The 13,989-nt window shown below is 39.2% G+C and carries 13 protein-coding genes and 1 pseudogene; 13 read left to right on the top strand and 1 reads right to left on the bottom strand.

Annotation, left to right across the window (positions count from 1 at the left end; translation table 11 throughout):
* Nucleotides 1-17 precede the first annotated feature (17 nt).
* Nucleotides 18-3,146 (bottom strand): DUF3427 domain-containing protein, encoded by a 3,129-nt coding sequence (locus MTN95_RS08895; protein WP_248337838.1) that lies wholly within the window; start codon nt 3,144-3,146, stop codon nt 18-20.
* Nucleotides 3,147-3,454: 308 nt separating this feature from the next.
* Here MTN95_RS08895 and MTN95_RS08900 point away from each other — a divergent pair, with 308 nt between their 5' ends.
* The 13 genes and pseudogenes from MTN95_RS08900 to MTN95_RS08960 all read left to right on the top strand — a co-directional run bounded on the left by MTN95_RS08900 (nt 3,455) and on the right by MTN95_RS08960 (nt 13,989).
* The gene (locus MTN95_RS08900; RefSeq protein ID WP_248337840.1) at nt 3,455-3,817 is read left to right on the top strand and encodes a YwqH-like family protein; all 363 of its coding nucleotides are present in this window, start codon (nt 3,455-3,457) and stop codon (nt 3,815-3,817) included.
* A 14-nt stretch (nt 3,818-3,831) separates the two neighbouring features.
* A complete protein-coding gene (locus MTN95_RS08905; RefSeq protein ID WP_010332483.1) occupies nt 3,832-4,101 on the top strand; it encodes a YwqI/YxiC family protein in 270 nt (89 codons plus the stop codon).
* Nucleotides 4,102-4,120: 19 nt separating this feature from the next.
* Nucleotides 4,121-5,851 (top strand): T7SS effector LXG polymorphic toxin, encoded by a 1,731-nt coding sequence (locus MTN95_RS08910; protein WP_248337842.1) that lies wholly within the window; start codon nt 4,121-4,123, stop codon nt 5,849-5,851.
* Nucleotides 5,852-5,876: 25 nt separating this feature from the next.
* The gene (locus MTN95_RS08915) at nt 5,877-6,290 is read left to right on the top strand and encodes a hypothetical protein (protein ID WP_248337844.1); all 414 of its coding nucleotides are present in this window, start codon (nt 5,877-5,879) and stop codon (nt 6,288-6,290) included.
* Nucleotides 6,291-6,512: 222 nt separating this feature from the next.
* A complete protein-coding gene (locus tag MTN95_RS21540; RefSeq protein ID WP_253295362.1) occupies nt 6,513-6,716 on the top strand; it encodes a DUF2247 family protein in 204 nt (67 codons plus the stop codon).
* A 323-nt stretch (nt 6,717-7,039) separates the two neighbouring features.
* The gene (locus MTN95_RS08925; RefSeq protein WP_248337846.1) at nt 7,040-7,486 is read left to right on the top strand and encodes a hypothetical protein; all 447 of its coding nucleotides are present in this window, start codon (nt 7,040-7,042) and stop codon (nt 7,484-7,486) included.
* Nucleotides 7,483-7,557, top strand: a pseudogene (locus tag MTN95_RS08930) (hypothetical protein); the annotation flags it as partial. The gene MTN95_RS08925 and the pseudogene MTN95_RS08930, both read left to right, overlap by 4 nt.
* 93 nt (nt 7,558-7,650) lie before the next feature.
* Nucleotides 7,651-7,953, top strand: a complete 303-nt coding sequence (locus tag MTN95_RS08935) for a contact-dependent growth inhibition system immunity protein (protein ID WP_248337848.1) — start codon at nt 7,651-7,653, stop codon at nt 7,951-7,953.
* A gap of 397 nt (nt 7,954-8,350) precedes the next feature.
* Nucleotides 8,351-10,189, top strand: a complete 1,839-nt coding sequence (locus MTN95_RS08940) for a beta-glucoside-specific PTS transporter subunit IIABC (RefSeq protein ID WP_248337850.1) — start codon at nt 8,351-8,353, stop codon at nt 10,187-10,189.
* Between the two features lie 26 nt (nt 10,190-10,215).
* A complete protein-coding gene (gene bglH / locus MTN95_RS08945; protein ID WP_248337852.1) occupies nt 10,216-11,625 on the top strand; it encodes an aryl-phospho-beta-d-glucosidase in 1,410 nt (469 codons plus the stop codon).
* A 102-nt stretch (nt 11,626-11,727) separates the two neighbouring features.
* The gene (locus MTN95_RS08950; protein WP_003236288.1) at nt 11,728-12,174 is read left to right on the top strand and encodes a universal stress protein; all 447 of its coding nucleotides are present in this window, start codon (nt 11,728-11,730) and stop codon (nt 12,172-12,174) included.
* A gap of 158 nt (nt 12,175-12,332) precedes the next feature.
* A complete protein-coding gene (locus tag MTN95_RS08955) occupies nt 12,333-13,268 on the top strand; it encodes a DMT family transporter (protein ID WP_248337854.1) in 936 nt (311 codons plus the stop codon).
* A gap of 454 nt (nt 13,269-13,722) precedes the next feature.
* A complete protein-coding gene (locus MTN95_RS08960) occupies nt 13,723-13,989 on the top strand; it encodes a hypothetical protein (protein ID WP_248337856.1) in 267 nt (88 codons plus the stop codon).

Genomic DNA, 13,989 nt, shown 5'->3' on the forward strand with positions numbered 1-13,989 from the left:
AACTTTTTTAGATGTATTTAGTTAATCAAATCAACATACAAGTTTTCTGGGACAGGCTGATGAAGCTTCCATATTACATTCATAGGTTTGTCCCCATTGCTTGATACGTAATCTACTTTACCTAGATAAATAAAAGGTAAGGTGATGTCATGCATTTCGTTAAATTTACGTACGAATAGATGTATTTTATATTCTCTTTGTCTATGGTTAATAAAATTCTGACCTACAGTAGAATCATGTGATGTTTGATTTTGACTTTGCCAATGAAAATGATAGGGATCCATAAAGTAATCTTTATATAACAAATGATCCTCAACTTTTTCAGATTTATTTAATGTAATAAAAATTAAGTAATTATTGTTAACTCTCCTTACACCTTCTCTCCACGTTCCCTCTTGATCAGTTGATTGAAATAAATGTATGAGTTCATTTCTAGTATATGTTTGATACAAGGTGAGTTGTAGTTCACTAGATAAAAGTGCTTCTATATTATTCATACGTCTAAATTCAGTTAAACCATATTGGATACGCTCCTTAATATAAGGACCAAACTGAGGATGACATAAACGTTCAATAATATCTGATTGTAGTATGAACGTATCTTCCTCTACTACACCAAAACACCATTGTTGTTTTGGTTTGGCTAAGCGCTCCATAGATCGTTTAATCAAGTTGTCGTGTATATTCGTGTTTTTGATTTGTAAATGAAATGTATCTTTTAAAGATTTTTTAACATCATCGACAGTGATTCTTCTTGTATTAAATCCACATTGCAACACTAATAAATCATAAGGCCACTTGATAGGAAACTGTTGCTCTAACCAGGATACCATTCTTAAAACTAACGAATCATTTAATATTTCTTTATCTAACGAATGAAGGTCATCCATTTTTCTTTTCGTTTCAACCCAAGACTTATATTTTTTTATAAAAAAGGTAAGCCCTTGAGCTTGATCTGAATACAGAAAATCAAGTAGCTCTGGGGAACGCCCAATATCTCGTTTAAATTGATAATATAATGTTTTTAGCATGGCAGTTGAATTTAGTTTAATACTATCTATTTTATGTAAAATCTCTTTCTTCGTTACAGATGAAAGATCTACATAAGACCCACCAGGTAAGTCTGCAAACTCATGGGTAACTGCAACTCGCAACGAATCTTTATCAAACGATTTTTGACTTGTTTGTCCAGAAAGGGCTAGCGGTATGACAAATGATTTTTGATAGTTTCCTATAAAATCAAGTACCGTTACAAACTCTTTATCATCAGCCTTCCTTAATCCTCTTCCTAACTGTTGAATAAATATGGTAGGTGATTCAGTTGGCCTCAAAAAAAGCAGTAAGTTTAATTTTGGTATATCAATGCCTTCATTAAAAATATCTACTGTGAAAATCAGTTCTAAACTATGATGCGGATCTTCAAGTTCTCTAATCACTTTCTGACGTTGTGCTGAGGAATCCTGCCCTGTTAAATATGTTGTATGGAATCCTAATTGATTAAATTCTTGGCTCATATATTGGGCATGTTCAACGTTAGTACAGAAGCCCAACCCACACATTTTTTCTCCGTGGAAACCGTACATATTTATCATCTTTATTACATAATCGACTCGCTCATGGTTTTTCAAGTGGTTGACCAGGGAGCGTTCATCATAGACCCCATTTGTTATTTTTACTTTATCGTAATCAACAGTATGATCTGGAATACCAAAGTAATGAAATGGGGCGAGCAATTCAGCTTCTAACGCATCTCGAAGGCGAATTTCATAGACAACATTATGATTGCAGATCTCAAGCACATCTTTACCGTCTAAACGTTCTGGAGTTGCAGTTAAACCTAATAAGAATTCAGGTTTAAAGTAATTCAACACTGATTGATAGGTAGAGGCTTCTGCATGATGAAATTCATCAATGACAATGTAGTCAAATTCATTTGGTGCAAACCGTTTTAATGTTTCTTCTTTATGCAAGATTTGAACTGTGCTAAATAAAAACCTTTTATTCCATTCTTTTTTCGATCCAGTTAACAATCCAAAGTTATCAGGGTCATTTGTGACTTTTTCAAATGTTTCAATAGCTTTAGTTAGTAACTCCTCACGATGAGCGATAAAAAGATATTTTTTTGGTTGATATTCGGAAAAATCAAATGCTGCAAGATATGTTTTTCCTGTACCAGTTGCAGCGATAATAACAGCCTTTTCCTCACCTTGCTCTCTCGTTTTCTTGAGGTTTTTAAGAGCTATTTCTTGCATGGCATTAGGTTGTATTTTTGTTTGATAAAGAGAGTTTTGAGAGACGAGAGACGCGCTCATTTTGTGGTTAGCTGCTTGAAATTCTTCATAAGCTTTTAAGAACTGGTCATCGACCGGTTGTGTTTTTTCGAGCCATACTTTATTAAAGACATCTTTTGTTTGTTGAAAAATAGGAAGATATTTTGTATCAGGTATTCTCGCATTTAGCTCATACCCAGTGGTCAGAGCGGATTGCGAAAGATTTGATGATCCAATAATGACACTATGTTGCCCTGAAAGGCGTTCAAATAAGTAAGCTTTTGTATGAAAAGATTGACGGTAATCATTTACAATTCTTAAGTCGACATTTTGAAATTGCATGAGTTGTTTAAGTGCTTTATGTTCAGTAATTCCCATATATGTTGATGTGATAATACGTACTGGCACATTACGTTTATTGAGCTCTTGTAATGGTGGAATAAGAAGTTGGACACCAGACCACCTTGTAAAACTGACCATAAAATCCACACGATCAGCAGTTAACATTTCATTCTTTAATGTTTTAAAAAAATTATCATCCGCTCTATGGTTTCCGAGCAGATTCAACCGTGATAGTGAAAAATGCTCTGATACAGGAAGATCCATGTCATCTAAATGATAAAGAACTGTAGAAAGTGGAATTGCAAAGGCAGTATCATTACCAAGATCAGAAGATATTTTTTGGGTTAATTCAATCGCCTGATGAAATTGTCCATGTTGAACAAGCGTTTTGATTTTCTCGCCAAATTGTTTAGCTATATGTAAAGTTAAAATTTCTGCATATTCTTTCGGTAAAACAGGTTGAAATTGATGTTCGGCGGGATAAAGCTTGTTTTTTTCTTGCAATTCTTCATGAAAACCACTGTTTTTTGTCATTTTTTGCTCCCCATATTTAGATAGATATCCTAATTTTATCATTATTATTGACTATAGGTAACAGGGATTTGCAAATGGCGTTGCGAATCAAATGAGGATAATTGTACCTGCGCTTATAGTCCTGTGTAAGTTGAAAAACATTCGCGAGAAAGTGAAATGGAGAGGATGATAGATAAATATACTTATTTACACTCTCTATAAGACAAACCCTTTTACCTATTTATCCAATATGATCCATCATGTAATATGAAAATAGTCTGTATTGTAAAGAATTGACACAGTTTGATAGAAACACGAGGTGTTGCGGCATGCATAGTGAAATGTTGTTACATTCGGTAAAAGCCGACTTACATGAAAAACAGGAACAAATCCATCAGTTAAAACGAGTGCTGCACGAAATCAGGCAAATCAAACACGAATTTTCCGAGGCCCAGCATCTTATTCACCGGCCTCATCTTAACCGGGAGGCATGGAGAGGAACACATGCGGAGCGATTTGAAGATATTCGTGAAGGAATGAACAAAGCATATCAGCAAATCAGAAGCGATCAAGTCAGCGGAATCATCGAAAGTATAGAAGGAAAAATCCACTCATTAGAGGGAGACGTCTATTCCATCAGACGCCAAATCACGAGAATAGAGCATGAAATAGAGAAGGAAAAACATAAATAGTGAGGTGAGCACAATTGGCACAGGAAATCAAAATGGTCTATGGCACAGTGAAGCAAGGGCTTTCTCAGCTCAAGAATTCAGCTGAACTCAAGTCCTCCTTGCCAGGCCATATCTCAGGCAGAAACCATTTAAACGTTGTAAAGTCCATCGAGCAATTAAATGAGGACATCAAAGAGCTCACTGAAGCATATGCGTCCGTTCTGGCCAAGCATATCGCACAAACGGAAAGCGCGGTAAACGCCATGAAGGAAACGGACGAAAACATATCATCTTCCATGAAATAAAGCGCGGGAGGACAAGGGATTGAAAACATTAGATGTCCACGCTCTTCACGAGGGCATTCAGCATACGATAGAGAAACTGGACAAGCAAAAACAGCAGCTGGAGAAGCTGGAAAAAAGTGTTGAACATCTGGCAGGCATGAAGGATGCGCTAAAAGGAAAAGGCGGAGATGCCATCCGGACCTTTTACGAGGAGTGTCACAAGCCTTTTCTCCTTTTCTTTGGCATGTTTATCGACGAATACAAAAAAGTGCTGAAACAAACACAGCATGCGATTTCCTCTGTAGAATCTGACTCCCACGGCATGATCGCAGAGGCTTTTCTCTCACACGACGCGAGACACGGAGTCAAGCATGCACGAGAAGTGACAGAACAGCTCACTGACGCAGTCAATCGGCAAACATCAGCCATCGGCCACATTGTCAGCCTGCCGACAGTCAATGACTCCTTTTTTCGGTTGGAAACAGAACAGGCTGAGCGACTGATTTCGGACACCCTGAATAAGCTCTTTCAATTTGACGGCCAGCAAACCCAAGCACTAGAAACGCCAAAATCAGATTTTCAAACGATGAAAAAATATATAGACCAGCTCGAAACCATGTACACCGGTCCGAAAATTGAAATCACAGGATACAAAACCGGCTCCATCTTGAAATCACAGGAAGAAGAAAACATCAACCAAACCTTCGGCGGTATTAACTCGCAAATGAAGCAGGCGGATGATTCACCGATGGAGATGATGCTGAAGAAACTGGAGAAACATAAGCAATCAAACGTTGATTCTGTGATGATGGATGACAAACAACAAAAGGTCGAGCATGAGATTTATGGTGATGACAGTAACTTGACGGTACTGCAGAAAGAAGCAGCAGCCCACCCGAAAGTCTATGGAGACATACGGGTGATAAATGATAAACTATATAATCATAAAGGATTAAAAAAGATAGATACGATAGAAGTGATTGACGAACTAACTCGTGATACTGCAAGCATCGACTACGTCGGCGGCAAATATTATGTATATGAAAACGGCCAAATTGTGAGAGAACTCTACGCTGGAGGGAAAAAGCGGCTAGAAGAAGTGTCTTACATTCCAGAGGATAAAGTAGGCGGAGCTAAGCCAATTGATTCGTTTCTTGCCGGAACTCAATATGAATTTATTGAGTGGGTAAGCCCTCAGGGTGCTGTTAAAAAATTGGCGGTCCGAGGCGGGAAGCGTGTTGTTACAGATGTGGCTAAACATATTGCGGAGAAGGAGAGTAAGGGTGAAGTTAATAAGGCTGCTTCAAAGGGTGCGAGTGAAGGTAGGAAATTGGTATCTTCAAAGACGGTTATTAGCTCAGATATGGAAGCGAAAATATTGGAAGGACAACGTAAAGTTCCAAAAAATATTTTAATAGGTGGACATTCCTCAAGTATAAACAACGCTAATGATAATTTCGCAGTGGAAGTACTATCTACTAATGCAGATGGGACGAAAAATGTTATGTTTACTAAGCAATTTGTAGATGGTAATATTTCTAAAATTAAAAAGAGTACATTATTTCCGGAATCGTGGAATGATGATCAGATTCTTAAGAGTATTATAGAGGTTGGAAATACACCACCTATATCTACAAGGTTGAGGGATAGATCAACTTGGCATAGAGCATCAAAAAATGGAGTGGAAATAGATGTTATCAAAAATGGTGACGATGTAACTAGTGGTTACCCAACAGGAAAGGTAAATGCGCCTCGTCCATCAGGTTTTTGAGATGTAAATTGAAAGGTGATAAAAAATGTATAGAGAATTGGATAATCTTTTATCTGCTGAAACAACTGAGGACTCATGGTACGATGATGGTTGTATAATTGCAAGTGATATATTGTCAGATTTTAGAGCAGATGATTGGGGAAAATTAAAAAACGAAGCACTTACTAAACCTTTGGAATGGCAAAAAAAACTGGCATACTGTATGGATAATAACGGAAGTTCACATGAATTTTCAATATTACTATCACTACTTAGTATTGATAATGAAGAGCTATTTGAGGTATGCATAGATTCTCTAAGAAGCTTTGTGACTCCCGAGAGTAAACAAATGATACTGAATGATCCATTCATACTTCAGCGAATAAATGATAAGTTGCCAAAAGCAAGTGCCCCAGTAAAGAAAATACTTGAAGACTTCCTTGAGAAGGTTCATTCTTAATATTTTGTTATAGAATTGTTTATGCAACAAAGCTTAAAAATAAATGATAACTTTTTAAAGCTTATTCTCACACAGTGATGTGGAGTGGAATAAGCTTTTCCTATTGTAGAAAATCAGCTCCTAATTTTAAATATTACGTTAAAGAGGTGGAAAAGTATCAGGTGAACCAGAATGGAAGAGATAGAAGGATGTATTCAGTTGAGATAATCAAGTAAAGTGAATTTGAATGTAACTGGATTATTGTTTATTGGTAGGCAGTTTAAGTTAATTTCTTCACAAGAAGTTACAAGTTATGCGGTTAATTATCTAGGGAATAAACTTAATATTAAAGATGAAAATATCCTTGAATTGGCATGGGAACAAACTGAAGAAAAAGCAGATGCTTTATTAGAACAAATAGTATCTGACAGTCTTCTGGAGCCATGAATAGAGAATATCATTAATGGTTATGCATTGTTTTGAAGGATATATATAATTATTCTTCTGATGATATTATGTTTAGCAACATTGAAAACATTTTTTCTATTTTTAATAAACCTGAACATATGCACAATTTTTTTAGAAATGTATCGGATGCATTTTATTATCCTTCTGATTCGAAATATACAGTAAAAGAACTACTGAAAGAATTTCTGGAAACTGAGAGGGAAATAATTCTCTTTAAAGTACGATTGGAAAATACTCATTGTCTTGCTTGTGTTAAAAGCACGCCACCCAACGGTGAGTAATAAATAGCGGAGATAGTTTAATTGCTCAAGTATAAATATACGATTGAATATAATGATGATTATGATGAAGCCATTTTAAATTTGGAAAATGAAGAACCACTTAAAAATGGATACCTCATTAGTAATTTGTTAGGAGCTGATATATTTAGCGATTTTAATAGCATAAAAGAAGAGATTGAGCATTTAATAAAAGTATTAGCTGGAAAATTACCAATATACGAAAGTGGAGGGAATGTAAATATAATTAGTTCTGATAAACATAAAACTGTGGTTGAAGATATTTTCGCAGACGAAGAAGAAGATAGTATATGCACAATAGAGACAGTGGAATATACCAAGATCATTTTAATCGGGGCAAAAGAAAATATTAAGTACAAAAATAAACGAGGTATTTTATCAACAGAGGAAGCTGATGAAAGAATAGAATGGATAAAAGAAAAGTGCAGTGAATTAAATTTTACAGAGTGATAATTGCAACTTCTCTTACCGAGTTTTTAAGAAAAATAGAAAAGAACGATCAGTATTATCTTGATTTATAAGATGATGAATGATTTACACATTTTAGCTTTAAAATGAAAAATCTAATATAGGGTATTTATCCCATTAGCTCTCCCTAAAAGGAGCGAGATGACATGTTATCAATCAATAAACAAGAGGACCCAGTTTTTCAGTTTTTGGCTGGAACATTCCATCAGGATATTGAATCTCCCGATGATGCTTTACAAGAGTTATTAACAGAGGAAAGTAAGGAATATTTGGAGGATGCTATTGTCTTTTTAACGGATTTTATAGAAAGTAAGCATTCAGATAATGAGAAAAATGATTACATTCAATCTTGCGCAGATGGCGTGTATTTTCCTGCGTTTAATTTAGAACCAATTGATTGGCTAAAAAATGTAATAGTGCAAATAAAGAAGTCTTTAAATAAAATTTAAACGATAACGATTCTTAACCTTGATTGGAAAAAATGCCTTTCAAGGTTTTTTAATAACAATAATATTTTAGTGAAGTTAATAATAAGTTTAAATCTTTATTGTTACCTTTGTACTAGAATCGATACTCTTAGTCAATACTAAAAATGAAAGCGTTGACATCCTATAAATCTAGTGCTAAAGTATACCTACAAACAAATCAGCGACCCGTCAGGATTGTTACTGCGAAAGCAGGCAAAACCTAAATGGTACAGGTGCAGGAGGAGACTCTCGCAATCTGTGTCATTTAGGTTTTTTTTATTCTCATTTTGGAGGTGATGCAGCATTAAATACAAAAAAAGCTGGAGAAAGGCGGCCACCTTTCATCCAGCCGGTTCCCCCAAAAAAAGGAGGTATACACATGGATTATGATAAATTATCGAAAGACATATTACAACTCGTAGGCGGTGAAGAAAACGTTCAGCGCGTGATTCACTGCATGACGAGACTGCGTTTTAATCTTTATGACAATTCGAAAGCGGACCGGAGTCAATTGGAGCAGCTGCCGGGTGTGATGGGCACCAATATCAGCGGTGAGCAGTTTCAAATTATCATCGGAAATGATGTGCCGAAGGTGTATCAGGCGATTTTGCAAAACAGCAGCCTCAGTGATGAAAAGAGCGCCGGGGCATCTGGCCAGAAAAAGAATGTGCTGAGTGCGGTCTTTGATGTGATTTCTGGTGTGTTTACACCGATCCTGCCCGCGATTGCTGGTGCAGGTATGATCAAAGGGCTCGTTGCGTTAGCGGTCACATTCGGCTGGATGGCGGAGAAGAGCCAGGTCCATGTCATTCTGTCAGCTGTTGGTGACGGTGCGTTCTACTTTCTTCCGCTCCTGCTTGCGATGAGTGCGGCGAGAAAGTTTGGAAGCAATCCGTATGTAGCTGCGGCGATTGCTGCGGCGATTCTGCATCCGGATTTGACGGCGCTGCTTGGTTCCGGGAAACCGATATCCTTTATCGGGCTCCCTGTAACCGCTGCCACTTATTCATCAACGGTCATCCCGATTTTGCTTGCGATTTGGATCGCATCGTATGTGGAAAAGTGGATTGACCGAATCACGCATTCTTCTCTCAAATTGATTGTCGTTCCGACCCTGACATTATTGATCGTCGTGCCGCTGACACTGATTACAGTTGGTCCGCTGGGTGCTATTTTAGGAGAATACTTGTCTGTCGGCGTAAACTATTTATTTGATCATGCCGGGCTTGTGGCGATGATTTTGCTTGCGGGAACGTTCTCTTTGATCATTATGACGGGCATGCATTATGCATTGGTGCCGATTATGATTAACAACATCGCGCAAAACGGCCATGATTATTTGCTGCCCGCCATGTTTTTGGCGAATATGGGGCAGGCCGGTGCATCTTTTGCGGTTTTTCTTCGCTCCAGAAACAAGAAATTTAAATCGCTTGCGCTTACCACAAGTGTGACGGCGCTGATGGGGATTACAGAACCCGCGATGTACGGCGTTAATATGCGATTGAAAAAACCGTTTGCGGCCGCTTTGCTTGGCGGTGCGGCTGGCGGCGCATTTTACGGCGTTACGGGTGTCGCTTCCTACATTGTCGGAGGCAACGCAGGGCTGCCGAGTATCCCGGTCTTTATCGGCCCAACGTTTATCTACGCGATAATCGGTCTTGTGATTGCGTTTGTTGCGGGAACAGCGGCAGCTTATCTTATTGGATTCGAGGATGTACCGTCTGAAAGTGATCAGCAGCCTTCTGTGACAAATGGTCATCAGGGCAGCGGAGAAATCATTCGCAGTCCGATTAAAGGGGAAGTGAAAGCATTAAGCGAAGTCAATGACGGAGTGTTTTCTGCCGGGATCATGGGAAAAGGGTTTGCCATTGAGCCTGAAGAAGGAGAAGTTGTCTCACCTGTTCATGGAAGCGTTACCACCGTTTTTAAAACAAAGCACGCCATTGGCATTACGAGTGATCAGGGAGCTGAGATCCTCATACACATTGGATTGGACACTGTCAAACTGGAGGGCCAATGGTTCACGGCTCATGTTAAAGAAGGCGACAAGGTCGCGCCTGGAGATCCGCTCGTTTCCTTTGATCTGGAACAGATTAAAGCAGCTGGATATGACGTGATCACTCCGGTTATCGTCACTAACACAGACCAATATTCATTTTCGCCGGTAAAAGAAATCGGCAGGGTGCAAACAAAAGAAGCGCTGCTTGCTTTATCTTAAAAAATAAACTGATGAGGTGAACTGTAATGAGTGCAAATGCAAAACGATTTCCAGAAGGGTTTTTATGGGGCGGCGCGGTTGCTGCCAACCAAGTTGAGGGCGCTTATAACGAGGGCGGCAAGGGACTTTCGACAGCTGATGTATCACCGAACGGCATCATGTCTCCATTTGATGAATCGATGACTTCTTTAAATCTGTATCATACCGGAATTGATTTTTATCATCGTTATAAAGAGGATATTGCCTTATTTGCAGAAATGGGTTTCAAAGCGTTCCGCACATCGATTGCGTGGACAAGAATTTTTCCGAATGGCGATGAAGAGGAGCCAAATGAAGAAGGCCTCAAATTTTATGACGACCTGTTTGATGAGCTGTTAAAGCATCATATTGAGCCAGTCGTGACCATCTCTCATTATGAAATGCCGCTCGGTCTTGTGAAACATTATGGCGGCTGGAAGAACCGCAAAGTCATAGAGTTTTATGAACGCTATGCCAGAACTGTTTTCAAACGCTATCAACACAAAGTGAAGTACTGGATGACATTCAACGAAATTAATGTGGTCCTCCATGCGCCGTTTACAGGCGGCGGTCTTGTTTTTCAAGAAGGAGAAAATCAATTGAACGTGATGTACCAGGCCGCACATCACCAGTTTGTCGCCAGCGCCCTTGCCGTTAAAGCGGGGCATGAGATCATTCCCGACTCAAAAATTGGCTGTATGATCGCCGCGACGACAACCTATCCGATGACTTCTAAGCCGGAGGATGTTTTCGCGGCAATGGAGAATGAGCGCAAAACACTTTTCTTCTCAGATGTTCAGGCACGAGGCGCATACCCGGGATATATGAAACGCTATCTGGCAGAAAACAATATTACGATTGAAATGGCTGAAGGCGATGAAGAACTCTTGAAAGAACATACGGTGGATTATATTGGATTCAGCTATTACATGTCGATGGCTGCGAGCACAGATCCGGAAGAGCTTGCAAAATCAGGGGGCAACCTGCTGGGCGGAGTGAAAAACCCTTATCTCAAATCATCAGAATGGGGCTGGCAGATTGACCCGAAAGGCTTGCGCATCACGCTCAACACGTTATACGACCGCTATCAGAAGCCGCTGTTTATCGTGGAAAACGGCCTTGGCGCGGCAGACAAAGTTGAGGAGGACGGCTCCATTCACGATGATTACAGAATTGACTATCTGCGGGACCACTTAATGGAAGCGCGTGAAGCGATTGCTGACGGCGTTGAGCTGATCGGATACACATCATGGGGACCGATTGACCTTGTCAGCGCATCTACTGCGGAAATGAAAAAGCGCTACGGCTACATTTATGTGGATCGGGACAATGAAGGAAACGGAACATTGAATCGCATCAAGAAAAAAAGCTTCGGCTGGTATCAGCAGGTCATTGCCACAAACGGAGAAAGTCTCTGACAACTTTATGAAAAAACATACACCGCAATTGACAATAACAGACAGCAGGCGGACAATAAAAGAGAAAGATGAACCACCCACAGTCCGAAAGGCGGGAAGAGCATGTTTAATAAAATGTTAGTTGCGATTGACGGATCAGACATGAGTGCAAAAGCGCTTGATGCCGCAGTGCATCTGGCCAAAGAACAGCAGGCGGAACTAAGCATCCTTCATGTGGGGAGAGAAGCCGTCGTCACGACTTCTTCTCTGACGGGAATTGTCTATGTGCCTGAACACTTTATTGATGAAATCAGGGATGAGGTTAAAAAAGAAGGCATGAAAATCCTTGAGAAGGCAAAAGAAAATGCAGCCGAGAACGGTGTTCAAGCTGAAATCATTTATGCGAATGGCGAGCCGGCGCACGAGATACTAAATCACGCAAAAGAGAAAGGTGTCAGCCTGATCGTAGTCGGCAGCCGGGGCATCAGCGGCCTGAAAGAAATGATGCTTGGAAGCGTCAGCCATAAAGTGTCTCAATTATCAACTTGTCCTGTATTAATTGTCCGATAGATAAGAAGAAAAAAGCGCCTGCAAGGCGCTTTTTTTATGTATAGATTCGTAAAATAACTCTGGGTGATTTATGGAACTGCTTCCTTTATAATAGTATCAATATGTAAAAAAGAGGATTTTCTCTTATATCTGCAGATAGCTATACTGGGGGGCATTTGATGCAGCAAAATCTCATATTACAAAAACAAAAACAAAAACCAACAGCCGTGCTGAAAATGGTCATCTCCATGGTGATTTTCGGTTCTATCGGCTTTTTCTCTGAGCATACCAATTTGCAGTCATTTGAATTGGTCTTTGTCCGCTGCCTGTGCGCGACGCTATTTTTAAGCTTTTGCTGGGTGGCGTCCGGCCAGTATAAAACCGAAAAGTGGAGCAAGAGAGACGTGCTGCAAACATTGGCGTGCGGTTTCTTTCTCGTATTCAACTGGGTCTTCTTATTTAAGTCTTTTGAAGAAACGTCAGTTACAATTGCCATCTCTGTATACCACCTTGCACCTGTGCTTGTTCTTCTCCTGGGGAGTATTATCTATAGAGAAAAATTAAATGTGATCTCCGTCAGCTCCATTATCATCTGCTTTCTTGGAACGGCGCTGATTTCCGGGATTAACGGCAGCACTTCATTGACACAGCTGATGGGATCAGGAATCATTTGGGCAGTTCTCGCCGCACTGTTTTATGCGTTCACCACTTTATTGGGAAAAGGCATTCAAAACCTCAGCCCTTACACGACCACCTTCCTGCAAACCGGTTTAGGGGTTATCATCCTGATTCCGTTTATTCACTTCGGCGCTTTTGCAAACCTGTCTCAGGGAAACTGGATCATGGTCGTCTCCACTGGTATTATTCATACAGGTATTGTGTATTTGCTGTTTTTTGACAGTTTGCGATTTTTATCAACGAAATTTATTTCGGTCATTGTCTTCCTCGACCCCGCTGTCGCGATCGTGCTCGATACCGTGTTTACGGGATTCCGGCCGGATCTTTTTCAGACACTCGGCATTGCAATGATCTTTGCGGGTATGGCTTTGACGCTTGTCAGGAGGCAGGGGAAGGCGGATGTGGTGGCTGAGGACAATAATATAGAACAAGTTTGAGATTGAAGATGTAAAAGGCCTAAGTGGCCTTTTTTTATTCTTAAAATAACATAAACATTCTAGTAAAAATATTGTAATCATATTCCAATGGCGCTAACATGTTAAATCTATAATACAGTTATTTCAATTTTTTTGGCGAATCATTTGACTCGGGATGCAGATATAGAACCCTTTTACAAGTTCTAGAGAAGGGATGGAAAAGAGGCTTTCTCAATTGCGTTTAAGGGGAAAAGTGAATGTACTATTTTTATGAAATATCAACTCTCAATGACTATGATTGGGTTGAAAAAGAATATAAAAAAATAGAGCATATAATATTCGATATATTGAAAAATGTGGAAAATAAACAATATACAATGTATTCTTACTCGTTTCAAATAAGGATAGTAATGATTGTATATACTCTGCGAATTTAAAAACAAATAATTTGTTTCATCATAAAAAAATTTCTTTTATGAAAACATCAGCAGAAGAATATGAAAATGCAATTGTTGCTCATGAGAAGATCATTTTATTGAAAAAAGATGTTGAGTTAAAAGATATATTGAGCAGAGTTCATTTAACAGAAAAAACAATTGTTAGAGATTTACTGAACGCTGTCTTCTGCCATATAGAAATAATAGATTCCGGGACTATCAGAATAGGTCAAGAAATAGAGAAAATATTTCAAATATCATTTAACAGCTATTGCATTTGCAGAAAATCCGCTGGTGAATTCTAA

It is taken from the genome of Bacillus sp. 2CMS4F (assembly GCF_023161785.1).
In the GTDB taxonomy this organism is placed as follows: Bacteria; Bacillota; Bacilli; order Bacillales; family Bacillaceae; genus Bacillus; species Bacillus halotolerans.

Coding starts and splice junctions, on each gene's coding strand:
- bglH (WP_248337852.1), top strand. CDS start 10,216: ATGAGTGCAAATGCAAAACGATTTCCAGAAGGGTTTTTATGGGGCGGC.
- MTN95_RS08950 (WP_003236288.1), top strand. CDS start 11,728: ATGTTTAATAAAATGTTAGTTGCGATTGACGGATCAGACATGAGTGCA.
- MTN95_RS08955 (WP_248337854.1), top strand. CDS start 12,333: ATGCAGCAAAATCTCATATTACAAAAACAAAAACAAAAACCAACAGCC.
- MTN95_RS08895 (WP_248337838.1), bottom strand. CDS start 3,146: ATGACAAAAAACAGTGGTTTTCATGAAGAATTGCAAGAAAAAAACAAG.
- MTN95_RS08900 (WP_248337840.1), top strand. CDS start 3,455: ATGCATAGTGAAATGTTGTTACATTCGGTAAAAGCCGACTTACATGAA.
- MTN95_RS08940 (WP_248337850.1), top strand. CDS start 8,351: ATGGATTATGATAAATTATCGAAAGACATATTACAACTCGTAGGCGGT.
- MTN95_RS08960 (WP_248337856.1), top strand. CDS start 13,723: ATGAAAACATCAGCAGAAGAATATGAAAATGCAATTGTTGCTCATGAG.
- MTN95_RS08915 (WP_248337844.1), top strand. CDS start 5,877: ATGTATAGAGAATTGGATAATCTTTTATCTGCTGAAACAACTGAGGAC.
- MTN95_RS08935 (WP_248337848.1), top strand. CDS start 7,651: ATGTTATCAATCAATAAACAAGAGGACCCAGTTTTTCAGTTTTTGGCT.